General features: G+C 64.1%; 29 protein-coding genes and 3 pseudogenes. 16 read left to right on the forward strand and 16 right to left on the reverse strand.

Features of this window, described 5'->3' with window-relative positions:
• A pseudogene (locus B5X69_RS21715) lies at positions 1-214 on the forward strand (hypothetical protein); the annotation flags it as partial.
• Positions 215-546: 332 nt separating this feature from the next.
• Here B5X69_RS21715 and B5X69_RS21545 read toward each other — a convergent pair.
• From B5X69_RS21545 to B5X69_RS14945, 4 genes are all read right to left on the reverse strand, one after another.
• Entirely contained in the window at positions 547-1386 is an 840-nt protein-coding gene (locus tag B5X69_RS21545) for a JAB domain-containing protein (protein WP_158500939.1), read from the reverse strand.
• A 122-nt stretch (positions 1387-1508) separates the two neighbouring features.
• The gene (locus B5X69_RS21550; RefSeq protein ID WP_020818528.1) at positions 1509-1982 is read right to left on the reverse strand and encodes a hypothetical protein; all 474 of its coding nucleotides are present in this window, start codon (positions 1980-1982) and stop codon (positions 1509-1511) included.
• Between the two features lie 41 nt (positions 1983-2023).
• On the reverse strand, positions 2024-2332 hold the full coding sequence (locus B5X69_RS14940) for a hypothetical protein (RefSeq protein ID WP_020818527.1): 309 nt from the start codon (positions 2330-2332) through the stop codon (positions 2024-2026).
• An 83-nt stretch (positions 2333-2415) separates the two neighbouring features.
• Positions 2416-2943 (reverse strand): helix-turn-helix transcriptional regulator, encoded by a 528-nt coding sequence (locus tag B5X69_RS14945; protein WP_020818526.1) that lies wholly within the window; start codon positions 2941-2943, stop codon positions 2416-2418.
• 688 nt (positions 2944-3631) lie between these two features.
• On the opposite strand from B5X69_RS14945, the gene B5X69_RS14950 reads away from it, so the two are divergent.
• The 3 genes from B5X69_RS14950 (at position 3632) to B5X69_RS21720 (ending at position 6870) form a co-directional block, all read left to right on the forward strand.
• Positions 3632-5800 carry a TonB-dependent receptor gene (locus B5X69_RS14950; RefSeq protein WP_079639519.1) on the forward strand — a complete coding sequence of 723 codons (2169 nt, stop codon included), beginning with the start codon at positions 3632-3634 and terminating at the stop codon, positions 5798-5800.
• Between the two features lie 167 nt (positions 5801-5967).
• Positions 5968-6180, forward strand: coding sequence for a hypothetical protein (locus B5X69_RS14955; protein ID WP_020818524.1), 213 nt, complete (start codon positions 5968-5970; stop codon positions 6178-6180).
• A gap of 426 nt (positions 6181-6606) precedes the next feature.
• The gene (locus B5X69_RS21720; protein WP_197672745.1) at positions 6607-6870 is read left to right on the forward strand and encodes a hypothetical protein; all 264 of its coding nucleotides are present in this window, start codon (positions 6607-6609) and stop codon (positions 6868-6870) included.
• A 10-nt stretch (positions 6871-6880) separates the two neighbouring features.
• On the opposite strand, the pseudogene B5X69_RS14965 reads toward B5X69_RS21720, so the two are convergent.
• The 10 genes and pseudogenes from B5X69_RS14965 to B5X69_RS15010 form a co-directional block, all read right to left on the reverse strand.
• Positions 6881-7854: pseudogene (locus B5X69_RS14965) on the reverse strand (tyrosine-type recombinase/integrase).
• Complete coding sequence (locus B5X69_RS14970) at positions 7851-8111, reverse strand: hypothetical protein (RefSeq protein WP_020818521.1); 261 nt, start codon at positions 8109-8111, stop codon at positions 7851-7853. Before B5X69_RS14970 ends, B5X69_RS14965 begins: the two are co-directional and overlap by 4 nt.
• The gene (locus B5X69_RS14975; RefSeq protein ID WP_020818520.1) at positions 8108-8479 is read right to left on the reverse strand and encodes an antitoxin PaaA2 family protein; all 372 of its coding nucleotides are present in this window, start codon (positions 8477-8479) and stop codon (positions 8108-8110) included. Before B5X69_RS14975 ends, B5X69_RS14970 begins: the two co-directional genes overlap by 4 nt.
• Before the next feature lie 37 nt (positions 8480-8516).
• Complete coding sequence (locus B5X69_RS14980) at positions 8517-8885, reverse strand: DUF7673 family protein (protein ID WP_020818519.1); 369 nt, start codon at positions 8883-8885, stop codon at positions 8517-8519.
• Positions 8882-9064, reverse strand: coding sequence for a hypothetical protein (locus B5X69_RS22010; protein ID WP_020818518.1), 183 nt, complete (start codon positions 9062-9064; stop codon positions 8882-8884). The genes B5X69_RS14980 and B5X69_RS22010 overlap by 4 nt, the downstream gene beginning before the upstream one ends.
• Positions 9065-9095: 31 nt before the next feature.
• Positions 9096-9377 carry a type II toxin-antitoxin system YafQ family toxin gene (locus B5X69_RS14990; RefSeq protein ID WP_020818517.1) on the reverse strand — a complete coding sequence of 94 codons (282 nt, stop codon included), beginning with the start codon at positions 9375-9377 and terminating at the stop codon, positions 9096-9098.
• On the reverse strand, positions 9364-9627 hold the full coding sequence (locus B5X69_RS14995) for a type II toxin-antitoxin system RelB/DinJ family antitoxin (protein WP_021224639.1): 264 nt from the start codon (positions 9625-9627) through the stop codon (positions 9364-9366). The genes B5X69_RS14990 and B5X69_RS14995 overlap by 14 nt, the downstream gene beginning before the upstream one ends.
• 280 nt (positions 9628-9907) lie before the next feature.
• Positions 9908-9982, reverse strand: a pseudogene (locus B5X69_RS22445) (hypothetical protein); the annotation flags it as partial.
• Positions 9983-10266: 284 nt separating this feature from the next.
• Positions 10267-10791, reverse strand: a complete 525-nt coding sequence (locus B5X69_RS15005) for a hypothetical protein (RefSeq protein WP_037485683.1) — start codon at positions 10789-10791, stop codon at positions 10267-10269.
• A gap of 100 nt (positions 10792-10891) precedes the next feature.
• Positions 10892-12187 (reverse strand): hypothetical protein, encoded by a 1296-nt coding sequence (locus B5X69_RS15010; protein ID WP_020818513.1) that lies wholly within the window; start codon positions 12185-12187, stop codon positions 10892-10894.
• Between the two features lie 110 nt (positions 12188-12297).
• Here B5X69_RS15010 and B5X69_RS15015 point away from each other — a divergent pair, with 110 nt between their 5' ends.
• The gene (locus B5X69_RS15015) at positions 12298-13251 is read left to right on the forward strand and encodes a lytic transglycosylase domain-containing protein (protein ID WP_021223069.1); all 954 of its coding nucleotides are present in this window, start codon (positions 12298-12300) and stop codon (positions 13249-13251) included.
• Positions 13252-13291: 40 nt separating this feature from the next.
• Here B5X69_RS15015 and B5X69_RS15020 read toward each other — a convergent pair whose 3' ends face one another.
• Both B5X69_RS15020 and B5X69_RS15025 read right to left on the reverse strand, forming a co-directional pair.
• The gene (locus tag B5X69_RS15020) at positions 13292-13726 is read right to left on the reverse strand and encodes an XRE family transcriptional regulator (protein ID WP_226870387.1); all 435 of its coding nucleotides are present in this window, start codon (positions 13724-13726) and stop codon (positions 13292-13294) included.
• Between the two features lie 227 nt (positions 13727-13953).
• Positions 13954-14403, reverse strand: coding sequence for a hypothetical protein (locus B5X69_RS15025; protein ID WP_020818510.1), 450 nt, complete (start codon positions 14401-14403; stop codon positions 13954-13956).
• Between the two features lie 349 nt (positions 14404-14752).
• On the opposite strand from B5X69_RS15025, the gene B5X69_RS15030 reads away from it, so the two are divergent.
• The 11 genes from B5X69_RS15030 to B5X69_RS15080 are packed head-to-tail and all read left to right on the forward strand — an operon-like array spanning position 14753 to position 24072.
• Complete coding sequence (locus tag B5X69_RS15030; protein WP_020818509.1) at positions 14753-15073, forward strand: TrbC/VirB2 family protein; 321 nt, start codon at positions 14753-14755, stop codon at positions 15071-15073.
• A 58-nt stretch (positions 15074-15131) separates the two neighbouring features.
• Positions 15132-15422 carry a type IV conjugative transfer system protein TraL gene (traL, locus tag B5X69_RS15035; RefSeq protein WP_020818508.1) on the forward strand — a complete coding sequence of 97 codons (291 nt, stop codon included), beginning with the start codon at positions 15132-15134 and terminating at the stop codon, positions 15420-15422.
• Position 15423: 1 nt separating this feature from the next.
• Entirely contained in the window at positions 15424-15990 is a 567-nt protein-coding gene (locus tag B5X69_RS15040; RefSeq protein WP_020818507.1) for a type IV conjugative transfer system protein TraE, read from the forward strand.
• Positions 15987-16787: a type-F conjugative transfer system secretin TraK gene (locus B5X69_RS15045; protein WP_021223067.1), complete on the forward strand. Its 801-nt coding sequence runs from the start codon at positions 15987-15989 to the stop codon at positions 16785-16787. The genes B5X69_RS15040 and B5X69_RS15045 overlap by 4 nt, the downstream gene beginning before the upstream one ends.
• Before the next feature lie 4 nt (positions 16788-16791).
• The gene (locus B5X69_RS15050; protein WP_020818505.1) at positions 16792-18117 is read left to right on the forward strand and encodes a TraB/VirB10 family protein; all 1326 of its coding nucleotides are present in this window, start codon (positions 16792-16794) and stop codon (positions 18115-18117) included.
• Positions 18104-18976 carry a DsbC family protein gene (locus B5X69_RS15055; protein ID WP_020818504.1) on the forward strand — a complete coding sequence of 291 codons (873 nt, stop codon included), beginning with the start codon at positions 18104-18106 and terminating at the stop codon, positions 18974-18976. Before B5X69_RS15050 ends, B5X69_RS15055 begins: the two co-directional genes overlap by 14 nt.
• Entirely contained in the window at positions 18973-19953 is a 981-nt protein-coding gene (locus B5X69_RS15060; protein ID WP_245798764.1) for a TraV family lipoprotein, read from the forward strand. The genes B5X69_RS15055 and B5X69_RS15060 overlap by 4 nt, the downstream gene beginning before the upstream one ends.
• 1 nt (position 19954) lies before the next feature.
• Positions 19955-22546 (forward strand): type IV secretion system protein TraC, encoded by a 2592-nt coding sequence (gene traC, locus B5X69_RS15065; protein WP_020818502.1) that lies wholly within the window; start codon positions 19955-19957, stop codon positions 22544-22546.
• Positions 22547-22549: 3 nt separating this feature from the next.
• Entirely contained in the window at positions 22550-22909 is a 360-nt protein-coding gene (locus tag B5X69_RS15070) for a hypothetical protein (RefSeq protein ID WP_020818501.1), read from the forward strand.
• Entirely contained in the window at positions 22902-23555 is a 654-nt protein-coding gene (locus tag B5X69_RS15075; RefSeq protein WP_020818500.1) for a type-F conjugative transfer system protein TrbI, read from the forward strand. The genes B5X69_RS15070 and B5X69_RS15075 overlap by 8 nt, the downstream gene beginning before the upstream one ends.
• The gene (locus B5X69_RS15080) at positions 23536-24072 is read left to right on the forward strand and encodes a S26 family signal peptidase (protein WP_020818499.1); all 537 of its coding nucleotides are present in this window, start codon (positions 23536-23538) and stop codon (positions 24070-24072) included. The genes B5X69_RS15075 and B5X69_RS15080 overlap by 20 nt, the downstream gene beginning before the upstream one ends.
• Positions 24073-24085: the final 13 nt, after the last annotated feature.

The following is a 24085-nucleotide window of genomic DNA, read 5'->3' on the forward strand; positions in this document are numbered from 1 at the left end:
CCATGGGCATGCTCAACCACCATTTCGCAGCAGCCGCCTGATCGGCGCAGAGCGACAGCCTACCTCTGACTGCCGCCAATCTTTGCAACAGAGCCGTTATCTGCTCGAATTAAGCGCGTCCATCGGTGAAAATGATACGGCGAACAGTCCAATAATCGATTGCAACCGAGGCCAGGTCGCTTTGAAGCGGCGCTTTATCCTGTCCGCCGGCTAATGCTGGTTCGTAGCGCCATTCGCCATTTGCCTGCCGACCGCTCGCCCGGACCTGGTTTGGCGATCGGTGCGCCGCGCGAGATGATTCAGCCCGGTGCGGTAGGCCCGAAGTGCGCCCGGCGCTTCGAATGATCAGTCCCTGATGTCATTGCCTGATTGGCAGGTCGCGTTACCCCCACACCGCGACCTGCCGCTGGCCCCCTTGCCTCGAAATAGGACAGGATGGTTAACAGCAATTTAACGTCGCGAGCCGGCGGCAATGCGATCGTGAACCTCTCCGGGATTCTCCTCCCCCCAACGCTGCGCCCGTCCAATCCATTTCCAGACGGCGCCTCAACCCTCCTGCATCCCTCCCTCATCCGCGCCAAAATAGTTTTCGAGACGCGCGGCCGTGTCGGGCGTCAGTTCGACAAACTGGCGCCTGCCATCGTCGGGATCGTCTATCTTCACGAGCAGCTTTGCCTCGCAAAGCTTGTTGACCAGCCGCAGCGCAGTGCTGGGAGGCGCGGTCGAAGCGAGGCAAAGGGCGCTCGTTGCCACCTTCTTGCCCTCGCTTTCGTGAATGAAGAGGTCGATCAGCATGTCCCAGGCCGGTTCGCCGAAGAGCTTTGGCGACCCGATCAGCTCTCGGCGGAACTGGCGGCGCTTATAGGCTCGGCGCGCATTTGCGAGCGCGGTTGACGCACTTTGCTGTTGTCCGCCGCCTCCCGACCCGGGATTGTCGCGCAGAACATGGGCGCAGGCGGGCGCACGATCAGATCCTATGCGCCCGCTCGCTGCGACGCGCTGGGCGTGGGTCGCCGTGACGACAATATGATCGACGATCTCGATATCGAGCGATCGACCAAGGTCGGAAAGCCTGCGCGTCGCGACGATGTCGTTTTCGCTCGGGGTCGCGTCGCCGCTCGGGTGATTGTGGACGAGAATGAGTCCGGTGGCGCCGTGCTCGATCGCGCGCCGAAAGATCGTTCTGGGATAAAGCTCGAGCTGCCGGACGGACCCATGGTGCAATTGCTCGTCCGCGATCAGGCGGTAGGAAGCGTCCAGGAAAAGGATGCGCAGCACCTCGTCCGGCAGCGATCCCATCGAGGCCATGAGATATTGGCCGAGCTTGGGGCAGGCAGGGTCGACCGGCTGCGTTGTCAGGTCGGCCTGCAGACCCTCAAGGAACATGTCCCGGGCGCCGAGCAGGATATCCGCGATCGAAGGGTGGTGACCCAGAACCCGCTCGAGCGCTTCTGGCGTTTGGGCCAGGATCCGTCCGATGCTGCGGAATTCCTGCAGCAGCGCGGCGGCTAGCCGCTCACCGTCATTCGGCTCGATGGACGCCAGAAAACGTGCCAGGACGGATCGCTGCCGCTGCGCCGCAAGCGCTGCTGGTGCCGCCAGGTTGCGAGGATGAGAAGGGGCGGGAGCAGCCAGGACGAAGCGACCTGCATCGTGAGATAGGCAATCGGGTTCATCGAGACGTCGAGCGCCCGGCTGATGTGCGCCAGCAGCGGCAGGACATGGAGGACGGCAACGATCATGGGCCAGAAGCGATGCGCCAGAAGCGCCAAGGCGATGGTCGCCGCCGAACCAATCAGGTCGATCACCAGGTAACCCAGGTCGACCGAATGATATTCCACCTGACCTGTCGAGACCAGCAGGCGATCGAGCAGGACCATCAGGATGGCAATCCCCACCATGACCCGCTCCGGAGCACCGCCCCGCCAGGCGGCGTAGCCGAGAGCCACCAACAGAAGGGCGATGAAGATTGCTATGCGCATCGTTCCCGCTTTTCATGCCAGTCGCTCCCGGTCAATCGCCGTCAGGCTACGGCCGCGAGATGCGGGGTCGTTTCCGCCGAGCCGGAGGGGCAATCGCGCAGATCGTAACTGCCCATTTCCTTGCCGATTTCGAGCAGGTCGCCATGGATCCGCAGGACGTCGCTGCTCACATCGACAAGCGACATCTGCGCCTTGGCGAGGCGCAGGATGGTCGCCTGGCCGGTCTTCGCGGGCGCACCGCTTTCGCGCCGCGCGGTCACCATGCTCGTCATCAGCGACGACAGGGCGATGATGGCGTCGTCGACCTTGGATTCAGCAGTCGGCACGTCGCGCTGCAGGCGGGCGGCCATCAGAGGTATGGATTGAGGCATAAGTTCTCCTTTGCCGGGCGCGCACCCGCGCGCCGGCGAACCGTGGGTCAAGTTGAACAGGTTCAGTTGGAGACGAGCCGCGTCAGCGCTTCCGCGATGCCGAGCCCCAGGAAAACGACGATGACCAAGGCGACGAGAATTCCCACCATGATCATGACGCGCGCCTGAATGCTGTGATCGTGTCTCCATCCGTCCCGGAACGGCAGGAAGAAGTCCCTCGATCCCTGGCCGGCGCCGAAGGTGGGCGCCGCACTGTCGCTCAGCTTCAGGACCGGTTCGGGATCGCCGTCCGGAAAGTCGGATGGCACCAGCGTCGGCGGCGAGGGAACCTGCACCGAGTCATATGTGATCCGGTCATATAGCTGTTTGAGACGCGCGTAGATGAGAGCTGCCTCGTCGCGATTGGCCGCGCCGAGGATGATCCGGGCAGCGGTGATGCGCTGGTCCACGGTCGGCTTGGAAATTCCGAGGATCCGAGCGATCTCTTTCGAGGTCTTACGCTCGATGAGCAGGTCGAGACAGGCGCGCTGCTTTTCGGTCAGGCGCAGCCAGCGTGCCAGGTCGTCATCTTCGTGCATCGTCATCGACATCACCGTCTTCGTTCTCGCCGAGGAGCGATCATAGGGGTGGCGCGAGGCTGCGCGGTCCCGCTGACGGCTTCGGGCAGGCCCGTCCGGAAGGATGCGTTCGACAAGACATGGCGGCGACGTAATCCGATTTTGCTCCTGATCGCCACCCCTTGGCATGTGAGCAAAGCCATGATGGCTCGTGCGGGTGCGCAAGAGACCGAGAACGCGCCATCGGCGGTGAGGCCTGACAAGCGGCTCCCCCGATGCACAGGCGGAAAGACCTTTTGTCGGCCATTCATCGGCTATTTCTTCCCGCCGCAAAGGCTATGGGTCGACTATTCAAGATTCCCCCCTTCGAATTCTCGGGCAATGCGACCGTCCCGGTTCGCATCATTGACGATAGTCAAGTTGCGAACAAGATTTGCTGTAGCCTCTCCAGCTACGCTCCCCAAAGCGGGTCTGGTCTCGCCGTCACCGCAAAAAGTCACGGATTGCACGGGCTGAAACACAGGTCGCGCGGGCAATCGCCGAACCTTTCATCAATCCTGTTGCAAGCGGGCGACGCCTTTATCTACTGGCGAAGGATTTGCTTTGGGGGGCCATCGTGGTGCGTTGTTTGTTGTGGGGAGTGGTGGGTCTGGCCGCTCTGTCTTGGAGTGGCTTTGCGCGTGCGCAGGAGCGCCATGTCGGCACCTACTCCGAAATCATCGTGACAGGGGAGAAAGCACGGAGATCCCTGCAGGACACGCCCAGCAGCGTGGCCGTGACCACCGCTCGGCGCATCGAGGAGGAGAATCTGTTATCACTCCAGGAGGTGTACGCGCGCACGGCGAATGTGACGGAGACGTTCAGCGCCGGCGGGTTCACTATCCGAGGCATCGCCGACCGCGGGATCATGGGCGGCGAGGGGGCAGCTCTCGCCACGATATTTGTCGATGGAGCTGCCGTGCCGGCCGCCATGGTTCATGCGTCGCCGGCGGATATGTGGGACGTCCGCCAGGTCGAGATTATGCGAGGCCCACAGTCGACCTTGCTAGGGCTGAACGCCCTGGCCGGGGCGGTCATCATGCGGACAGCCGAACCGACAATGGAATGGGAGCTGCGCGCTCGCGCCATGATAACGGACGCCGATGAGACGCAGTTCGCCGCCGCGCTGGGCGGTCCGATCGTATCCGGAGAGCTCGCATTCCGCGTCAGCGTGGAAAAGCGAGACGCCGACGGATTTACCTGGAATCCGACACGGCGCGCGCACGAGAATCCTCTTGATACGACCCAGGTCCGAGCAAAGCTCTTGTGGACGCCGACGGCCGTTCCGGGCTTCGAGGCGCGGTTCGGCTACACGCGCTATGACCGCTACAGCGGCTATTCGTTCAGCTTCACCGATACGTCTGTGCCCGACTTTTTCGACCGTCGGTGGAACTTCTCCGACAGTCCTAACGACAGTGAGGCGAGCACCGATATCGCGACCGCGGATCTGCGCTTCGATTTGGGCGCAGGTCTCTCCCTGACGGCGATCACGGCCTTCAATGAGATTAGCGAGTTCAATCGCTCCGACAACGACATGACGGCCGCCGATGGGGGCGCCTACGACCAGCAGAATCGCTATCGGACGTTCTCCCAGGAACTCCGGCTGAACTATGAGGGGGATCGCCTCAGCGGATTGATGGGGGCATTCTTCTACGATCGAAGGAACCGAAGCGCGACGGCGAGCGATGACAGCGTTCCGACGCCGGTCGACACGATAAGCGCATTGCTGCGAAGCAGTGGCATCGACGCGCCGACTGCGCAGTTGGTTGCCGGACTCTACAGCCGGGCGCTGGCAGCGATTCCGGTCGATTTCTCAGCGGATGCCTCTGGTCACGTGCGATCTTATGCCCTGTTCGGCGATGTTCAATTCAGGCTGACCGAGAGGCTCATGTTCACCGTGGGGTTTCGCTACGACCACGAAACGAACAGCTTGGGCATCGATCAGACCGCGCGGTTCGCGGGGGCCTATCCTGATCCGAGGGCTTTCGGCTCCACCGGGTCGCCGCTGTACCGCGCGGTGGTTGCAATCAACCAGGGCGTTGCCGGCATCGTAGCCCAAGCGAGCGGTTCGGCCGCCGCTACCGATCGGACCTTCGATGCGTTCTTGCCGAAGGCGGGGATCCAAATGGCCTGGACGCCGAACCTCAAGACTGGTTTCACGGTCCAACGAGGCTATCGGTCAGGCGGCTCGAGCGGCAATATCGCGCGTTCGGCGACCTTTTCCTACGATCCTGAATTCACCTGGAACTACGAGCTGTCGCTGCGTTCCGCGTGGCTCGATGGGCGGCTGACATTGAATGCCAACGCCTTCTATGTCGACTGGAAGGATCAGCAGGTTTCAGCGAACTTCGGCATGAGCATATACGACACGCATATCGTCAATGCCGGCTCGTCCCATCTCTATGGGTTCGAGATCGAGGCGACGCACAGCCCCAGCGGCGCTTTCGACTGGTACGCCTCGGTGGGCTACTCGCGCACGAGGTTCGATGAATTTGCCACGACGGTCGGCAGCGTGACGGACTATGACGGCCTTGAATTCGCTCATGCTCCGCGCTGGACGCTCGCCGGCGGCGTCAACATTCGTCCCGTCGATCGAGTGGCCATTAACTTGAACGCCAGCCATCGTTCAGCGGTTTTTACCGAGGTTCGCCTACCACAAAGCGCATCGCGGGCCAGCGGACGCACGCTGGTGAACGCGCGGGTCGCCTATGAGACAGGGCACTGGACGATGTCCGCTTTTGCCAGCAACCTTTTCGACGATCGATATTATCACTATCGCCTCGACGGGCTACCGCGTGCGGTCCTTGGAAACCCGCGCGTGCTGGGGATCGCGCTCGAGGCGCGGTGGTGATTTTGCGGCATGAGTAATGCCATAGATCGACAACCGGTCGTGGTACACGGCAGACGTACCGTTTGCTCTAGGCCGAACATCTGGATCCCCGCGCGCTGCCTCATCATCCCCTGCGCTCTGACGGCGGAATCGACGTTCAGCGCCTCGATGCTGACGGGGCCGGACATGTGCAGATAAGGCTTTACGCGAGCGGCGCGGGCAGCGTTGATCTGCTGCGCCGCCAGTTCCGGCTTCCAAACGGTCTTATTGCCAACGGAGTGGCCGAAATACGTCCCCTTGCCATCAAGGAGGTTTTCATAGCTCTGCGCGTGGCGAAGCTGTCTGACGTCGCGCGCCTCAAGCCTTGCGGTAACTTCCTCAGCGGTGAAGCGTCCATTTGATGCCTTGACCGATAATTCAATCTGGGCGGCGCGATTTTATATAGGGCATCGCGCTGGTAGCTGCACCGATCGTCGTCACTTCAAGGCCCCCGGCGAAAATAGTCTACCCGTGAACAATGCGACCGCGCGGGGCGATACTTAAGGTCCGGTCTCTCGCCGGCTCAAATCCCACGCCGTTTCACCTGAAATTAACCATGTCCTGCAATCGTCCGCGATTGGCTTGGCGGAAAGGGCGTTCTCGTGCGAATTGAAACAGCGAACAACTATCTGGCCGCGAGTCAGCGTCCATCATCGGCCGATCGCACCAGCTCGTCCTCATTCTCGGCGGCTCTCTCCACCGCGCCGGCAAGCACCGCTCAAACCGGGCCAGGCAGCGCCGCGCCGCCTGATTTCACCAGCATGACGCGCCAGGAGCTGTTCGACTGGATGAACGGCAAGATCAAAAGAGGCGAAATGTCGCTGGATGACAGCTCGGCGTTTCTCGGAATGACGGTGAAGATACCCGTTGGGACAGGGCAGGGCGCACCGATCGCGCTCGATGATTGGGAACGGGTCAACTTCGTGCAGCTCGCGCGGGACGGCATTGCAGGCGCCCAATCCCGAAACGACGCCATGACCCTGGCGATGCTACAGAGCGCCATGCAGATGATGCAAGGCGACCACGGCGCGAATATCAGCCGCCACGCCTGATCCTGCCGGCTCAAATCAACACCCGCTCCACTTCGTCCAGCGTCACGTCATCGGATCGCCGGTGGTAGAGCTGCGTCGTGCGGGTGGAGCTGTGGTTCGCCATAGTCGCGGCCGTCTCCAAGGTGCCGCCGTTCTTCAAATAGGTCGTGATGCCGGTCGCGCGGAACGAGTGGTTGCCGATCGCGGTGCCGATGCCCGCCGCGGTCGCGCGGCGGCGCACCATCAAGAAAGCATTGGCTTGGGCGAGGGGGGCATCGCTTAGGCGCTTAGTGCCGCGCGCGATCGTGCGGAACAGCGGCCCCCTGGCGCGCTCGCGCAAGCCGCAGCCGTCGATATAGGCGAGCAGATATTCCTCAAGGTTGTGGTGGCACGGCATTTCGTGCCGCTTGCCGCCCTTTTCGTGCAGGCGGACCCATAGGCGGCGGTTCTGGACGAAAGCATCGTCAACGGTCATGGCGACGGCCGCGCCGATCCGCGCGAAGCTATAGACCATGAGGCCGATAAGCGCGCGGTCGCGCAAGCCGGCATGGGTGGCAACGTCTATGGTGTCGAGTATCTGGCGCGCCTCGTCGGGGGCGAGAACGGGCGTCTTGCCGCGCCGCGCGCTGTGCGCCGGCCCGCGCACCGACGCGGCGGGGTTCACCGGCACGGCCTGGCCTGTCACCAGCCAGTCGAACAGGCGGCGCACGCCGGCGAGCTGCTGCTTGACGCTGGGCGGGGCCAGCTCGCCGCCTAGCGCCTCGATCCAGTCCGCGAAGTGGAGCGGCTGCACCTGGGCGAGCGAGGCGACACCGCGCGCCTCACACCAGGCCAGGAACTCGCCCGCCGCGCGCATATAGGCGCGGCGCGTGTGGGGATTGCGGATCGCAACGGCGAAGAACTCAAGGAATCGAAGCTGCGCGCGCTCGTCGGCCGCCGCGATCAACGCCGGCAGCGCCAGCGCAGCGACGATGCAGGCGAGGCCAGGGGGGCGAGCTGATTCATCGCGCGCGCTCCTGGCGGGCCGCGTCGATCGCCCGCTCGATCGCGCCGCGCGCCATCGGACTGTTCGACCAGCAGCTTGCGCCCAGCATCGCCGCGATGCGCCGGCACACCTCGTCCGCGCCCTGGCACGCCAGGGCTTCCATGCTGGCGATGCCAAGCGTTTCCAGGCGCTCAAGAACCGTGGGGCCGACGCCTTTCACGGCCAGCAGCACGGCGCGGTCCTCGGCGCTGAACCGGGCAGGGGAGGGCGCGGTCATTGCGCCGCCCTCTGCCACCGCGCCGGTTCGGGACGCGGCTTGGCGATCCATTGCTCTATTTTGGCGCAGACTTCTTCGTGCGGAATCCCCGGCCGCGGATCATCTATCGCGGCCTGAATACGACGCCGCAGCAACTCGTCGCGTAGATCGCCGTGCGGCTCCATTTCGATGAAGTTCTGGACGGTCAGGAACACCGCCTCGGAAGGATCGGCAAACCTGCCCCGTTCGATCTGCTCCAACAGCCAGTCGGCCTGATCTTTGGTAAGATACGCCTCGAAGCGCAAGCCCCCGGCGCGGGCCTGGTCGCGCAGCGCCGCCGCTTGGGCGCGCTCGGCCGCGTTGTCGTCCAGAAGCTCGTCGTCGGTCATATCGCCTCCCATTGATGGCGGTGGATCTCCGGCACGTTTAAACGGCCTCGGCCGGGTCGCCACGATAGCGCACCCAAAGGTCGCCCATCGCGTCGCGGTAGCCCCAGGCATCGGCGTAGGTCGTCGACTCCTGCGCCAGATAGGCCATGATCGTAAGCATATCCTCGGCAATAACGGCATCGACGTTGCACAAGTGGATGATCGGGAAATGCCCGCACTCGTCGCCGTTCCACCAGGCCAGGAGAAAATCCGCGACCTTCCATGATGCGCCGGTCTCGGCCGCGCGCGTCGGCGGCATGGCGATGGCGAGCAAGCGGCCGATCGCCGCGCCGGCCTCATCGAAGCTGACGTGCAGAATGACTGGGCGGCGCTGCGGGGGTGTCGTGGCCGAAGTGCCGGGGATCATTTCGGTAACCCGTTTTCGTCGTAGAGCAATTCGGCATGGTCAACATAGGGACGCTTCACATGCGCCGCGGCGCGGTCGGCGATAGTCAGCAGCTCGGCGCTGCGCCCACGCCGGGATGGCCTCATGCCAGCCATGAACGCTTCGTCCATCGGCGGATTGTCGGGTAGTTCATCGGTCATAGGGCCTCCATATCGGCGGCAAGCCATCTGCCTACAGATCGAGCTGCGAATGGGAGCCGAGACGGGCGAGGATCAGCCGGTCATCGTCAATGAGCCGGTAGATCAACACCAGGTCGGGCTTTACATGGCAGTCCCGATAGTCCTTCCAGTTGCCGGTCAAGGCATGATCCCGGTGCCGCGCTTCCAGCGGCGCATCCGTAGCCAGCGCCTCGATAATCCGCCGCAAATCGGTATCCAGCACATTGCGGCGCGGCCCTTTCGCCTCGCGCTTGAAGTCCCGGCGAAACGCCGTGGTGCGCTCAATCGTCCGCATGAAGATCGGCGAACAGCGCATCCACGGACGCAAACCGCTCGAGGCCGCCGCGCTCGACCTCGGCGAAGGCGGCCAGCGTTTCCGCGTTGGGCTGGAACAGCGCCGCCGGAATCTCCTTGTCCTGCGCGATCCGGGTCATCAACACGCGCACCACGTCGCTGACCGTCAGGCCCGAAGCCCGAATAACCTGACTGGCCGCATCCTGAATGTCGCCAGGAACGCGAGCCTGCACCATACGGCTTGCCGCCATGATAAACTCCTGCATCTGAAATCTGTATTTCAGTGTAATACACTTTGGGTGAAATTGCTAGAGGTGAATCCGGTTGCTGCATCGCACCCTGACATTGAGAGGCGTCCTCGCCGGCTTCGAGCTTCGCCAACCAGGCATCGGCTTCCTCAAGCGTCAGATGCAGGCCCGTCTGCTGATATTCGTCCCACACCCGTATGGCGTCCTGGCGGAATGCCTCGCGCTTTTCCTCACGTTCGACATACTGTGCGATGGCTTCGCGCATGATCCAATGCGAGCTGCGTCGACGCACTTCGGCCAGGTGCTGGACGCGCCCCTTAAGGGCGTCATCGAGTATGATTGATGTTGGCGCCACCATAGCGCGACCTCCGTAGCACCAGGCATACCTTGCGCTAAGCTACCTTATCTGGGCTGCGCCGACCAATTCTAGCGTCGACCGCGACGGCGAGTTCGATGTGTCCGCGTCAGTCTGGCTATGTCCGCTGTCAGGCTTCGTCAGGATGTTAGGGCCGGGGATTTCGGATGCTTTTCGGACCACATTCCCAGAAGGCGAGCACGTTTGCGGAATTCGTGCCCACCGAGGGTGATAGCTTTGCGCCACTCTCCGCGCCCCTTCCCTAAGCTGCCGACGCCCGCCAACCCTCAAGGTGCAGCTCGCAAGGGCAGAGGCGTTCTGCGCCAGATCACATAGCCGAATATTTCGCGCCGGTGGGCGCGCAGCTTGGGCCAAGGCCATCTCGTCTCGTGCCACCAGGCAATTCCGTGGCGATGGTCGTGCGCCTCGAGCCAGTCGCGGATCGCGGCGGGCGGCTCCGGCAGCTCCTGACCAGATTTCTCTTCGATGCGGTAGGACAGGAAAAAGGCGAGCCAGATGGCTATGGCCGCAACAGGAGCCGCGGTCCAAAGCGGAACCTCTAGGATGAAGCCCAAATAGGGCGCGAGCGCGGTCGGCTCGAGCCATAGCATCCCATGAAACACGGCGATCGTTTCAGCGATCAGCATGAGCAGCATGCCGAGGTGCCGCACGAGCTGTCCGTGGTTGCCGGGCCGGCATCGGGCACGCTGATAGGCGATGATGGTGGCATCGATCTGGCGGGCGCCGTCGCCAGGATCGTCGGGATTGAGGTGAGCGGCGAGCGCCGCATAATCGGCGGACCGGTCCTGCACAGCGTTATCCTCCAGACAGAATGCCATGAACGGGCGATGAGAAAGCGGCAGGCGCCATCGGTCCGAGGCCGCTCTCTCGAAACGGAACGAGAGGGGCCGGTCACAAGCCGAACGCCTTCCGCACGAGCGGCGCGATCCGCGCCTCTTCCACGTCGTCCGGAGAGACGCACAGAACCGGGGCGATCTGCTGCATGCGGGGGTGGGTCACGGCTTTCGCGGCGAGATAGGTTTCATCGGTGGATCCCATTGCCTCGACGATGATCTCCCGCGTTTCGCCGGTGCTGCGCGAGCGCGCTTCCAACAGAAAATCCGGGCGGCATGATCCGATTGGCGTGAGCGTGTCGAACACGGGCTTTTCGAGGAGAAGGTCGAGCCCTGCGCGATCGAAGGACCAGCGCAGCCGCAGCAGGTCACGCAGCACCGCGCGCTCGAACTCGGAATCGACAGGGATGAAGCGCTTTCCCGAGTAGATCGGCTGGGCATAGCCGCGAAGCGGCGCATAGCCATGCGCTTCGGGATATTGGCCCGCCACGACGATCGTCAGATAGGGGCCCTTGATCGTGTTCCCGCGGATCGAGGGGGACTGGACGCGGTTCGCCAGCACGACAGGATCGCTCCCGGCGACATGGATCGTCGAACCTTCGAACTTCTGCGTGAAGAGCGCGAGGAAGCCCTGGGGCGCATGCCCGGGCGGCCAGACTCGGGAGAGCTCGCGCAAGCGGGCATAGATGCGCTTGCTGTGGAGCGCCTGTGCATGCGTCCAGAGGGCACGGCCGAGCTCGATGCCCGGTGCGATTTCGACGCGCTGCGCCGCGATGGCCAGCGTCTTGAACTCGTCGCTGATCGAATGTTCCGGGTTCTCGTCGGAGAGGCAGAGCGTACGATTGAGACCGGAGAGGTTGATAAGACGCCAGAGCAATCGGGCGAGCCTTGGCACCGAGGCCTGGCGCGTTCTGTCGTCGCTGCTTTCCTCTTCGGGACGCTGCGCCAGCTTCTCGGGCGCCGGGCGCAGCACCTCGAAATAGCCGGTCGGCGGATCGGCCGGGCTCTCCTGCGTTCGCACTTCGCTCAGCCGGTTGGTGGCCTGATCGCGGAAGAACGGGCAGTCCGCCCTGTGTTCGGGACGGTTAACGCTGGTGAGACGGCGCAGATAGTAGGTTTCTGCTTCCGACAGGAACGCCGGCGTCAGGATCGGGGGCGGAGCGTCGGCCGACAAACAGTCGCAGGCGATCCACCTCTCGCCGATGCGCGCCTGCTGGACAAGCATGATCCCCGCTTCCTCGTCGGCGCGCGAACCCTGTCCGACATACCAGCGGACGAGAGCCTCTCGGACGGGCGCGGGAAGCGCAATTCTCCCTGCGCGGGTCCCGTCCGTATTGCGCGGGATCAGCCACATCGGCGCCTCCTGATCTTGATTTTTGAGGCTGACACTGCTCGGGCACGCGGATTGACAACCCGGCGGCCGCTGATCTTCCCTTGGCCTGTTTCGGTAGCAGGGAGGGTGCAATGAGGGCGTTGGGGATCGGTTTCGGCATTGTGGCGCTGGTCGTGTCGGGGGGCGCGGCAGCCCAGGGGAAAGAGGCCAAGCCCGCGCGCAGAGTGCAGCTCATCACGATGACCGCGCCCGGGCCGGAGAGCCGGCCGGATGCAGCCGCCGAACCCCCGAGCGTGCCCAACCCGGTGTCGACCGGTGCCCGTCCGCCGGACTTTCGGGTGCATGACCTCAGCCGCCGGTGGGTGGAATTCCAGATGGCGAACAGCTTCACGAACAGCGGCGTTGCGCTCGAGCAGGCAGCAAGCGGAAGCGCCGGGAGTGAAGGCTCGGCCGCCTCCGCCGAATGGTTGCCGCCGGCGCCTGCCATCCCCGTTCCTGCGTGGATGCGCGGCGGCGCGAGCTTCGATTTCGCGGCCAATCGCTTCGAGCCAGGCTGCGGCGTCCTTCCCTATCGGCCGACAGGATTCTTGAGGGCGGACGCTGAGAGCAGGCGCGCCAGCTATTATCAGCTGATGAGCGGGATCGCGTGCGAATACGGCATTCCGGTCGGGTTGTTCGATGCGATGATCATTCGCGAAAGCCGCTATCGCACCGATGCGCTGTCGCCCAAGAACGCCTTCGGCCTGACCCAGCTGATGCCCGGGACGGCTGCCTCGCTGGGAGTGAACCGCTATAGCGTCGAGGATAATCTGCGCGGCGGAGCGAGATATCTTCGCCAGCAACTCGACAGGTTCGGCCATTATCATCTGGCGCTTGCCGCATACAATGCCGGGCCTGGCCGCGTCCGTGGCGGGCTCGTGCCGCGCATCGCCGAGACGCAGGCCTATGTCGACAATGTCCTCATGAACTGGGCGCGCTTGAGCGGCGTCTACCGGCAAGCAACCGTGCTGCCGCGCCAGACCGCAAGCGTCTTCCCGCCTCGGTCGGTGCCGCCCGCGCGCGTCGCGAGCGTCTCGCTCTTCTAGGAGCGCGGCGGGGAAGGGCCCGGCGCCGAATCCGGTCGGGCTAGATCCGGAAGTCATCGCTCTCGGCCAGGCGTGCACGGCGGGCCAGCTTGGCGCTCACCTCGTCCAGCAGTTTCCGGACGACGGCTCGCCTGACCGGCACCGCCCATTCCGGGCGGACTTCCGAGCCATCGATGCCTTCGAGTTCTTCGAGCAGAACGATCAGGCCTTCCGGCATGTCGACGAATGCGTCGCAGATCATTGTGAAGAGCACGTCATGGCGCTCGATCAGGGGCTGCGGGATCGTCCCGCTTGCCTTGATGCGCACATAGGCCGCGACGATGTCGGTTCCGAGCGCGTGCAGGATGATCTGAAGCTCGTCCACAGTCATGGGCGACCGCTTCGTGGGGTCGCTGTGCAGCAGCAGTCCCAGGCGCGTCTTGCTGATGCCGGTGAGGGCGGCGAGCTTGCGTTGCGGGATGTCCTTTCGGTCCATCATGCACCGAATGAGCGGTACGAAATCGCGCAGGATCGTTTCGTCATCCGGCTCGAGCACGAACTATGATCCAGCTGTGGCGCGAGACGACATTAGCCCCCGAACCTCCCCGTTAGGGGACAAGGCAAACACGGTGAATCCCGCTTTGCAAGCGTCGTTGGAGCCAGAGTGAGCGCAATATTCCAGCGCAGATACCGCGATATAGCTCGCGAAGATCGGGCGATTTCCTAGTTTAGCCGCGTGCTCGTGCGCCCCGGTTCGCCCCCGTCAAGGCGCTGCTCAAGCGACAACCGGTCCAGTATCTGCGAGGTCTTGAGCTCGACGACATAGTCGAACAGCAGCGCCGAAAGCGCGTCGCCGATCGTCAGTGTGGTGTCGAGGCGGCGGCCGAGAGCCTGCCGCATTTCCTCAAGCGCCTGGGCATTCGCATCAGAGAGCGGAAGCCGGATTTTCACGTCGCCATGGGTCGGAATCGCCGCGAAATGCTCGCGCATCGTGCGCACTTCATGCCTGCCCGCGGCACCCGGTTCGGCGAGCCGCGCCGCGACCAGCGATACGAGCGTCTGATGCTCGTTCGTCTCATTGGAGAATAGGCGCAGGCACTCGGTGGTCAGCCGAAAGAGATATCCGGAGACATCGAGCACAAAGCCTTCGTGTTCGGCGGCCGTCGTCCCCACGTCGAGATGAATCCTTCTTCCTGAAAGGCAGCATGGCGCTGACTACTGCGACGGAGCCTGGAGTCTCGATGGTTAATATCTGCTGAGTCGTAGCCCCGAGTCTACCGGGACGCCACCAGCGCCGCAATTTCCGGGGCAAGTTGTCCCGCATTCCGGGCCAGTCTGCCCCGTAATCCGGGGCGCCATGCCCCGAATGAGCGGGCAGGCCGCCCGGCGTTCGGGGGCAGGGCCTCGATCGGCGAAAGATTCTTCCCCCGTCACCCCGGCTGCCCGTGACGACCCGGCCGCGGGTTGGTCAGCTTTCCCTGGGCGCGGTTCTCGTCGCGTCTCCAATTGAAGGGAACCCAACATGCAGTCAGTCCTGAAAGAGACCGGGCGCGCAGAGTTGGCGATCGTCGTGATCGCCGCCCTCCTGTTCGCCTCCTTCTGGTTCGCCGGTCCGGCATTCGCCGGCGCCGACACGACCTTCGACACGGCGCTCAACAAGTTCACCGATTTCCTCGAGGGCTCGGGCGGCAAGATCATCACGGTGCTTTCGCTCGCGGGCGGCATCGTCGCGCTCGCCTCCGGTCGCTTCTCCATGGGCCAGATCGCCATCCCGGTCGGTGTCGGCGTCGGCGCCGGCACGGGCATTCCCATCGTCACGTCGACGGTCACCGCGACGATCTGATCATTCCTGCGGTCGGGCGAAGTAGCAGCTTTGACCGACCCAAGGAGAGGGTGGTGCAATGGCGGCGGATAAGTACGTCATCCCGACTCATCTGGATGATCCCGAGCTGATCGGGCTGTGGACCCTGGATGAGTTCCTGGCGATGGTCATCCCCTTCGTCTGGGGGATTCTGTCTCAGCACATCCTCATCGGCATGTTGCTTTCGGGTGCGGGCTGGTGGGGTCTCAGAAAAGCGAAGGCAGGCCGGGCGACGTCATGGCTTCTCCATCTGGCCTACTGGTTTCTTCCGGCCGGCTTCACCGGTCTGAGAGCCACGCCACCCTCGTACCTTCGATTGATGGCGGGGTGATATGGAACTTTCCTACAGCCATTCGCACAGCCAGCGGGTCTTGCGGCAGCGGAATCTGCTCGCGATCGTCGCCGTCGGCCTCTGCGCACTGACGATCCTGCTGCTTATCTTCACGGTGTCGCGGGACCGCGAAATCGTGCTGCAGCCGATCCTGCGATCGCCGGTCACGGTAAGCTCCGCCGGGGTCAGCCGCGAATATCTCGAGATGATCACGCGCGACACGGTGGTGCTCACCCTCAATCGCAGCCCGCAGAACCTCGAATACTGGATGAACGCGGTGCTCGATATCACGGCGCCGGCCTCCCAGGGCAAGGTCAAGGCGGACCTGCTCAAGATCGTGAACGAACAGCGTGGATCTTCGATTTCGCAGTTCTTCACGATCGAAAAGATGGAGCTCGACACGAAGGGGCTGCGCTCGGAGGTGACGGGCAGTCTGCATACGATCGTCGGCAATCGGGTCATCTCGAACGAGCGGCGGACCTTTCGGTACGACTGGGAATATTCCGGCCTGTCCCTGAAGCTGATCGGCTTCGGCATGGTGACGGCCGAGCAGGGGAAGGATCAATGATGTCCGTCTATGTCGTCGGCAGTGCCGCTGCGGGCACCGCCTTCCTCTCGCGCGTCAACTGTCATCTGAGCCGTTGCACGGGCGCTGCGCTGATAGGCATTGCCGTTCTGCTGAGCGCGCAGCCCGCCTGGGCCGATCAGACCATCATGGCGGCGGACAGCAGCCAGGTCGACTGCCAGGCGTCCGCCAAGGACCTGACGCGTATCAGCCTGGTCGAAGACGAGTTCGCGTCGGTCTCCAAGATCTCCACCGGCAATCCGACCGATGACTTCTCGGTCGTCAACGAGCCGGTCCGCGGCGACATCTACCTGTCCGTTCCCGACGGATTTGCCCGCCCGGCGCTCTCCTTCTTCGCCACGAGCAAGCGCGGCTATGTCTACAAGTTCGTCTGCCGGATCGGCGGCGACCAGGCCGCCCAGGTCTTCGTCTCCAATCCGGCGATCGCAAACGAACGCGCAGCGGAGAACGGTCCGGCCGAGAGGCTCGGGACCCACGATGCCGCGGTCGAGCTGGTGCAGGCGATGTATTCGAATGCGGTCGCCGACGGCTACGAGATGCGCCAGCGCGCCTTGCGGCCGGTCTATGTTGGCACCCTCAAGGTGCAGATGATCGCGGAATATCGCGGTTCGGAGCTCAGCGGCAAGGTCCTGCGCATCGAGAACAAGGGTCCGTCAGAGGTCGAGCTGACCGAAGCGATGGTCGCTCCAGCGAGCGCCCTGGCCGTGTCGATCGCCGAGAGCAAGCTCGCTCCGGGCAAGGTCACCACCGCCTACCTCGTGTCCCAGAACGGAAGGTGAGGACATGGCATTATTCGATTTCCTGAATCGCAAGCGTCCCGCTCTTGATGGGGCTTCGGACGAGGGCGTATCTCCTGTCGCCAGCGATCTCACCGCGAACGAAGCCGTTCGCCGCAAGCAGCGCCTGCTGCTGGCCGGGGTGGCGGGCGCCGGCCTGATCCTCTCCTCGTTCTGGATCTTCAGCGGCGATGAGAAGGGCGACAAGCTCGCCGACGACGGCACGAGCGAGGTCACCGTTTCGACCAAGGACCTGGTGAACCGCAATCTCTCGCAGCAGGAGTGGATGGCGCTCTCGGAGAACCGCTTCCAGTCCACCGAAAATCAGTTGAAGTCGATCGACGGCCAGAACCGCCGGCTGGAGATGCTGACCGCCCAGGTGGAGGCGCTCAAGGGCCAGAACCAGGCAATGCAGGCCGACGGCCAGCGCGTGCTGTCGGCCTATCAAGCCGAGAACGAGCAGCTGCGGCGGCAGATCAATGCGCGCCCGGCCGCCACGCCGCCCGCGCCCGGCCCGGCGGCGCTCTACGGCCCGAACGGACCGCAGGCTTACCAGCGTCCCGACGGTGCCCCAGGCGCCGCGGCGCGCGGACCGGTGGGCACCGCAAGCGAGGTGAAGCTTGTCAGCTTCAACACGGCGGAGACGGGGAACGCCACGCGGGTCGCCAAAGGCAACACCACCTACACGGACAGCGTCAATTATTTGCCGCCGAACAGCTTCGCGAGGGCGAAGGTGATCGTCGGCGTCGACGCGAGCGCCGGCGTGAACAGCCAGACCGACCCGCTTCCGGTGGTGCTCCGCGTTACGGGGCCCGCGCGTTCGGTCTATCAGAACGGCCGGCTGCTTACGACCAAGATCGAAGGCTGTCTCATCAACGGCGCGGCGCGCGGCGATCTTTCGAGCGAGAAAGTCTACGTCAAGCTGCAAAAGATGACCTGCCCGCAGCCGGGCGGCCGCTACGCCGTGTCGGAGGTGAAGGGATTCATTGCCTTCGGCGGCAAGACCGGCGTGCGGGGAAGGGTGGTGTCCCGCGAGGGCTCGCTCGTCACCCAGGCGTTCCTGGCCGGGCTCGCCGGCGGCTTCGGCCGCGGCTTCTCCGCGAATGCCAACAGCGTGTTCCAGGGAACGAACATCACCACGAACGGGCAGCGCGACAAGCTTTCGACGGGCGAAATCCTCGAAGGCGGCTTTGGCGAAGGCGTCGCGCAGTCGGGCGACATGGTGTCGAAATATCTGATCGAGCGCGCCGAGCAATATCAGCCGGTGATCGAAATGCCGACCGGGATCGATGTCGAAATTGTTTTCTTGGAGGGTGTCTATGTCCGCAATTGATCGTGTCCGCTCGCTCACTCGGCGATCGCGCCTTCTGGTTGCGACCGGCGCGGCCCTGAGCGTCGCGGGCATCGCGCTGGCCGCAGATGTGGGCAGCGCCGAAAGCCAGGTGCAGGCGCTCCTGAAGGCGCGGTTACCCAAGACTGCCGTGAGTGCGATCGACTGCGGCAAAATTGCGGGCCTGTGCGAGATCACCGCGGGCGAGAACCTATTCTATGTCGACACCAGCGCCCGCTATCTGGTGATCGGGCGCGTCTATGACATGCAGACCCGTCAGGACATAACGGCGGCGCGCCTGCTCGAGATGAACCCCGACATGCTGGTCGGCTCCTCCGCGCGGGCAAACGCGCTTGCCGCCGGCGGCGAGGAGGAGGCGGGCCAGCAGCTGGCGGCAGCACCTGCACGGCTCGAGCGGCCGGCAAGTCCCGCCAAGGCGCGAACGCTTTCGCTCTCGAGCCTGCCGAAGGATGGCGCGATCGTCTGGGGGAATCCGGCGGGCCCGACCGTCACGGTCTTTTCGGATTTTCGCTGCGGCTATTGCCGGGCGCTGACTGGCGTTCTCAAGGACATGAACGTGCGCGTGGTCGAGCGGCCGATCTCGGTGCTGGGAAGCCGGGATCTCGCCGACCGGGTTTACTGCGCCAAGAACCGCGAGGCTGCGCTCCATGCCGCCTATGCCGGGCAGCCGATAAAGGGCGAGGCTTCGTGCAACACGGCCGGCCTCGATGCGAACGAGGCCTTCGCGCAGCGGAACGGCCTCAATGGCACTCCCGTCATCGTGCGTAGCGATGGCGCGATGATCGAAGGATATCGCCCCCGGGCTTTCCTTGAAGCATGGCTTCGGGAGGCGCGGTCATGAGAAACGCTGCGTTGCATAGCCCCTGGCGCCGTCTCGGCGCGCCGCTGCTGCTTTCGACCGCTCTTGCGCTTGGAGGTTGCGCAGCGCTCGGCGGAAATGTGCGCGGCGACTTTTCCTGCGCTGCTCCTGATGGCGTCTGCGCGCCGAGCGCAACGATCGATGACCGCGCGCTTGCCATGATTACGGCAGATGCAGCTGAAGGGGTCGCGCTTCCGGCTGACGCTGCCCCGCGTTCCACCAGGGATCGGAGCCGTCTTGGCTCATCGAGGCGGACCGCCGCCACTGTCCCCGCCGATCCAGCCCGGACGCGCGAGAAGGTGCTCAGGATCGTCTTCCAGCCCTCCATCGACGAGCGCGGCCGCCTGCATGAGAAAAGCGCCATACATGCGGTCGTCGCGAGCGGTGAATGGCAGCAGAGCCTTGCGCAGACCGTCCCATCCAATGCGCGTCTGGACTACGCGCTAGGGGTCCCGGAGAGTCTGGCCGATGCCGTCGACCGCGTCGACCCGCCGGGTGGGTCGCCTGGTGTTGGGGATCCTGCTGCGCCGGATCCCGATGCCGTCGCTGCCGCGCGTGCGAGGAGAGGCGACCCGCTCGAGACAATCAAGGCGGATGTCGCCGCGCGGCTCGCGCAAAAGCAAAAAAGCCCAGCAGCCGCAGCCCCCGCGGATGGTGTTGCCCACGCACCATCCGTAACCGCCTCGCCGGCGCCCTTGTCCCCCTCTGGGGCGCCGGCGGGCGGCCATGCGAGGGAGCCGGCGGCTTCTGCGGCGCCGCCGACGACGATCTCTGCGGCGGGCGAAAAGGCCGTCGAACGGGTGAAAAGCGATCCCGCCTATCGGCAGATTGCCGGGTCCGCTGCGAAGGATGCGCGTGATGCCGCCGCTGATGGCACTCCCGTCGCCTCGAAGCCGAACCTATCTGCGCCGACCGTTCGCGCCGCGGACTTCCCCGCCTCAGTGCCGGAGGATCATTGAGATGGCGGGGAAGGGCGGCTTCTTCGAGAGCCTTCTTTCAGGGATCCTCGGCGACAGCCAGCGTCCCGATGCGGATCGGCCGGAGCTTGGCGTGCCCATGCTGGCCGACTGGCTCCCTTATCGCAGCTTCGACGCAAAGACGGGCGTGTTCTACAACAGCGCGTCGCGGGGCTTTGTGATCGAGGCAGCTCCCTTGATCGGTGCAGACGAACGGACAGGGGAGATCCTCACCCAGTTCCTTTCCGAAGCGATCCCCGCGCCGGGATGCCTGCAATTCCACCAGTGGATGAGTCCGCGCGTGTCCGAGCGTCTCTCGCGCTGGTATCTTCCGCGCTACTCGGCTCGCGGCGTCTACGAGCGCATGGCGAAGCACCGCATCGACTTCCTGACCGACGGGGTGTGGCGCTCGCTCTCCGCGGATGCGCCATTCTCGCTGCGGAACCACCGTGTGGCGATCTCCTACTCGACCCCGGAATCCTCGAGCGTGTCTGTCGAGGAAATCGTGGCGGTGATGGACGGTCTGATCTCGGCCCTCGCATCGATCAATGTGCCGGCCCGCAAGATGGATCCGACCGACCTCATCGGGTGGATCGACGACATAACCTCGCCGACCACTGCGGCGGGGGAGGACGTCGTCAACTACAATCCGCTCGATCCGATTGCGGACCAGGCGGTGCGCCGGGATGTGGAGCTTCACATCGAGCCCGATCGCATGCTGCTCAGAACCGAGCGATTTCGGCCAACCGGGGCGACGGTGGACGAGGCGCCCGAGATCGGTGAGATTCTGCCGGACGTCTTCGACGTTCGCTCATTCTCGGTCCGGAACCTGCCGAGCCGCTGGGCGCCGTGGGATGTCGCCCGGCTCATTGGCGACATGTTCACCGACAAGCTCAGGATGCCATGTCCGGTCGCGACAAATCTGTGCGTCGAGTTCCCCGATCCGCTGGCATCGTCGAACAAGGCGAGCTTCAAGTTCATGCGCACCACGAGCCTTGCGGACTCCAAGTCGGCGCGCTTCCTGCCGCAGCTGCGCGAGCAAAGCCAGGAATGGCGTTACGTCAACGACGAGCTGCGCCAGGGGCGCAAGCTGGTGCGTGTCTTCTTCAGCGTGACCTCCTTCTCGCCGAAGGGCAGGGGGGACGCCAACGAACGCGTGCTCAAATCGGTTTATCGCGCAGCGGGCTGGGACCTGCTCGACGATCGGTACCTGCAGGTGATGGGCCTTTTGTGCGCCATGCCCATGACAATGGCGAACGGGCTTGCACGCGACCTCGAGCGCATGAAGCGGATGCGCACATTGCTCACGACAACGGCGGCGAACCTGGCCCCGATCCAGGGCGAGTATCTCGGCGGCCAGGTGCCGCATCTCATGCTCATCGGTCGGCGTGGACAACCCTTCTTCTGGAGTCCGTTCGAGAATGCGGCGGGCAACCACAATGTCGCCGTCTTCGGCAAATCGGGGTCGGGCAAATCCGTGACGCTGCAGGAGCTCTGTGCCTCCCTTTGCGGTGCCGGCGCGCGCGTCGTCGTGATCGACGACGGTCGCTCCTTCGAGCACTCCGCCAAGCTCCAGGGCGGCGCGTTCGTCGAATTTACGATGTCGTCCGGCTTCTGCCTCAACCCCTTCAGCATGATCGATGAGGAGCTGGCCCGCAGCGACGAGGATTACCTGCTCGACTGCATGGCGATGCTCAAAGCCATCGTGAACCAGATGTCGCGCCACATCGACCGGCTGAACGATACCGAGCGTGGCCTCATCGACGGGGCCGTTAACAGCGTCTGGAGCGAAAAGGGACGCCAGGGCTCGATCGACGACGTGATCGCTGCGCTCGAAGCCACCGGAAATGGCCTTGCCATGGATCTTGGCATCGCCATGCGCCCCTTTTCGTCGGCAGGGACGTACGGGCGATTTTTCCAGGGCGAGGTATCGTTCGAACTGTCGGCGCAGCTCACGGTGTTCGAGCTCTCCGACCTTTCATCCCGCGAGGAACTGCGCAGCGTCGTGCTGACCGCGATCATGTTCATGTCGCAGCAGATGATGCGCAAAGTCGATCGTTCGGTCCCGAAGGCGCTGCTTCTGGATGAAGCGTGGCAGATGCTGCGCGGCGGTGCGATGGCCGATTTCATCGAGACCTATGCTCGCACCTGCCGGAAATATGGCGCGGCGCTGGTGACGGCGACGCAGTCCCTGAACGATTACTATAAGTCGGCCGGGTCCGTCGCGGCGCTGGAGAACTCCGACTGGTTCGTCATTCTCCAGCAGAAGCCCGAGACAATCGCGGACTTCAAGAAGCACGACCGCTTTGAGATGGACGACTATACCGACGCGCTGCTGCGGTCCTTGAAGATCAACGGCCGCGAATATTCCGACATCCTTATCAAGGGCCCCGAGACCCTGGCCGTCGGCAGGCTGGTGCTCGATCCGTTCTCGGCCACCGTCTATTCGTCGAGCCCGGCTATCTACGCGGCGATCGAGGCGCTGGTCGCGCGAGGGCTAAGCATGGATGAGGCGATCGAACGGGTCGCCTTCCCCGGCAATCCGGAAAAGTGGGCGTCGCACGAGCAAGTCGACGTTGCCGAGGCGGCGGAGTAGGCCATGGATGCCGCAGCGCACAGGAGGAATGGCGCGGACATCGCGGTCGGGCGACAGCCCGCCCTGCGGAGCTTGCTCCATTTCTATCTGCACTTGATCGGCTTCACGGCATCGACGCTCTTGCTGACCTGGGGGCTGTTCGCGCTCTTCTTCGTGGCGCTCGGGGGTTTCTCGCTCGATGGGCTCATGCACCAGCTCAACAATTTGACGGCCCGCTACGTCGCCGCGTCTCCTGACCGCATCGCGTCATTCAAGAACATCTTCATCGCCGCACATCTCCTGATTGCCGCCGGACTGATCGTTCTGCGCCGCGAGAAGATCGTGCCTGCGGCCCTGCCCGAAGGAAAAGCTGATCATGGCTGAACAGACCGAGCTCGACCTGCCGTCCCCTGCGCCCCAACCGGCGGCCGCAGCGAAGCGCGCAATTTTCGCGGGCTTCTCGTCCGTTCAGATCGTCGCGGGCCTTCTGGTCATTGGTGTCCTGATATGGGGGATGTGGGTCACAAAGGCGCTGATCACGCCCAAGCAGGAGCGGATCGTTTCCGCGCGGCTGTCCTCGATCGTCGGCGAGTATGTCCAGGCACAAGCGCGCTCCACCTCTCCGCCGGCGCAAGTCGAGGCGGAGATGCGCAAGTTCATGGCATCGCTGGACAAGGAGCTCGAGCGGCGAAGCTCGGGCGGTGAGATCGTGCTCGTCGGGGAAGCCGTTCTCACGAAGAATGTCCCCGACATCACCGACAAGCTGAAGGAGGCGGTCTATGCATCCGGCGTTGCTCGGCCGAAGCAAGCATCGGCTCTGGAGCTTCAGCAGCTCGAGCAGCAGGCCATGCTCGCGGCACAGCCGCAGCAGCCCATGACGGCGCAGCCCGCGGCGCCGGTCGGATACCCGGATCCCATGGCACCGGCGCCTATGATGCCCGGGGCGCCGGCCGCGTCAGCGCCCCAGTACGAGCCGCCGGCTGCCACCGTTTCAACCTTTGGAGGTCCCGATGGCAGCGGCGGTCAATGACGCGGCGAAGCGGGGCTGGCGACCGAACCCGAAGCTTTGGCTTCTGCTTGGCGCCTTCGTCGGCGGAAGCGTTGCCCTGACAGGGCTGGCAGATTGGAGCGACGACCACCTTTTCCTCGTCAATACGACGGACTCCCTGCCGAACTGGGCCTTCCTCATCGAGCGGGGCCGCCTGCCTGCCAAGGGAGAGTTCATATTTTTCGATCCGCCGGCGAGCGCGCTGTTGCGCCGCCATTTTGGCGCCAGGCCAAGGATGTTTGGAAAGAAGGTCTATGCTGTCGCGGGAGACGTGATCGCGCATGACGGCATGACGGTAACGATCAACGGCGTTCCGACTGTTCGCATGAAGCCCTTCACCAAGGCGGGCGAACGCCTTGTGCCCGGTGCGACGGGGGTCGTGCCCCCAGGCTGCTATTTCGCGGCGACGCCGCACAAGGACGGCTTCGACAGTCGCTATGCCGAGATCGGCTTTGTTTGCGGCCGGCAAGTCATCGGAACCGGGGAGCCGATCCTGTGAAAGCTGTTCTGAC

The sequence above is a fragment of the Sphingopyxis flava genome (genome assembly GCF_900168005.1).
Classification (GTDB): domain Bacteria; phylum Pseudomonadota; class Alphaproteobacteria; order Sphingomonadales; family Sphingomonadaceae; genus Sphingopyxis; species Sphingopyxis flava.

Bases quoted from the DNA above. Each gene is read 5' to 3' on its own strand.
- B5X69_RS15040 (WP_020818507.1), top strand. From the start codon at position 15,424: ATGGAACTTTCCTACAGCCATTCGCACAGCCAGCGGGTCTTGCGGCAG.
- B5X69_RS15015 (WP_021223069.1), top strand. From the start codon at position 12,298: ATGAGGGCGTTGGGGATCGGTTTCGGCATTGTGGCGCTGGTCGTGTCG.
- B5X69_RS15030 (WP_020818509.1), top strand. From the start codon at position 14,753: ATGCAGTCAGTCCTGAAAGAGACCGGGCGCGCAGAGTTGGCGATCGTC.
- B5X69_RS15060 (WP_245798764.1), top strand. From the start codon at position 18,973: ATGAGAAACGCTGCGTTGCATAGCCCCTGGCGCCGTCTCGGCGCGCCG.
- B5X69_RS14995 (WP_021224639.1), bottom strand. From the start codon at position 9,627: ATGGCGGCAAGCCGTATGGTGCAGGCTCGCGTTCCTGGCGACATTCAG.
- B5X69_RS14945 (WP_020818526.1), bottom strand. From the start codon at position 2,943: ATGTCGATGACGATGCACGAAGATGACGACCTGGCACGCTGGCTGCGC.
- B5X69_RS14990 (WP_020818517.1), bottom strand. From the start codon at position 9,377: ATGCGGACGATTGAGCGCACCACGGCGTTTCGCCGGGACTTCAAGCGC.
- B5X69_RS15045 (WP_021223067.1), top strand. From the start codon at position 15,987: ATGATGTCCGTCTATGTCGTCGGCAGTGCCGCTGCGGGCACCGCCTTC.
- B5X69_RS14970 (WP_020818521.1), bottom strand. From the start codon at position 8,111: ATGACCGCGCCCTCCCCTGCCCGGTTCAGCGCCGAGGACCGCGCCGTG.
- B5X69_RS14980 (WP_020818519.1), bottom strand. From the start codon at position 8,885: ATGATCCCCGGCACTTCGGCCACGACACCCCCGCAGCGCCGCCCAGTC.
- B5X69_RS14975 (WP_020818520.1), bottom strand. From the start codon at position 8,479: ATGACCGACGACGAGCTTCTGGACGACAACGCGGCCGAGCGCGCCCAA.
- B5X69_RS21720 (WP_197672745.1), top strand. From the start codon at position 6,607: ATGAACGGCAAGATCAAAAGAGGCGAAATGTCGCTGGATGACAGCTCG.
- B5X69_RS15070 (WP_020818501.1), top strand. From the start codon at position 22,550: ATGGATGCCGCAGCGCACAGGAGGAATGGCGCGGACATCGCGGTCGGG.
- B5X69_RS15050 (WP_020818505.1), top strand. From the start codon at position 16,792: ATGGCATTATTCGATTTCCTGAATCGCAAGCGTCCCGCTCTTGATGGG.
- B5X69_RS22010 (WP_020818518.1), bottom strand. From the start codon at position 9,064: ATGACCGATGAACTACCCGACAATCCGCCGATGGACGAAGCGTTCATG.
- B5X69_RS15075 (WP_020818500.1), top strand. From the start codon at position 22,902: ATGGCTGAACAGACCGAGCTCGACCTGCCGTCCCCTGCGCCCCAACCG.
- B5X69_RS15010 (WP_020818513.1), bottom strand. From the start codon at position 12,187: ATGTGGCTGATCCCGCGCAATACGGACGGGACCCGCGCAGGGAGAATT.
- traC (WP_020818502.1), top strand. From the start codon at position 19,955: ATGGCGGGGAAGGGCGGCTTCTTCGAGAGCCTTCTTTCAGGGATCCTC.
- B5X69_RS15055 (WP_020818504.1), top strand. From the start codon at position 18,104: ATGTCCGCAATTGATCGTGTCCGCTCGCTCACTCGGCGATCGCGCCTT.
- B5X69_RS21545 (WP_158500939.1), bottom strand. From the start codon at position 1,386: ATGTTCCTTGAGGGTCTGCAGGCCGACCTGACAACGCAGCCGGTCGAC.
- B5X69_RS15080 (WP_020818499.1), top strand. From the start codon at position 23,536: ATGGCAGCGGCGGTCAATGACGCGGCGAAGCGGGGCTGGCGACCGAAC.
- B5X69_RS14940 (WP_020818527.1), bottom strand. From the start codon at position 2,332: ATGGCCGCCCGCCTGCAGCGCGACGTGCCGACTGCTGAATCCAAGGTC.
- B5X69_RS21550 (WP_020818528.1), bottom strand. From the start codon at position 1,982: ATGCGCATAGCAATCTTCATCGCCCTTCTGTTGGTGGCTCTCGGCTAC.
- B5X69_RS15020 (WP_226870387.1), bottom strand. From the start codon at position 13,726: ATGGACCGAAAGGACATCCCGCAACGCAAGCTCGCCGCCCTCACCGGC.
- traL (WP_020818508.1), top strand. From the start codon at position 15,132: ATGGCGGCGGATAAGTACGTCATCCCGACTCATCTGGATGATCCCGAG.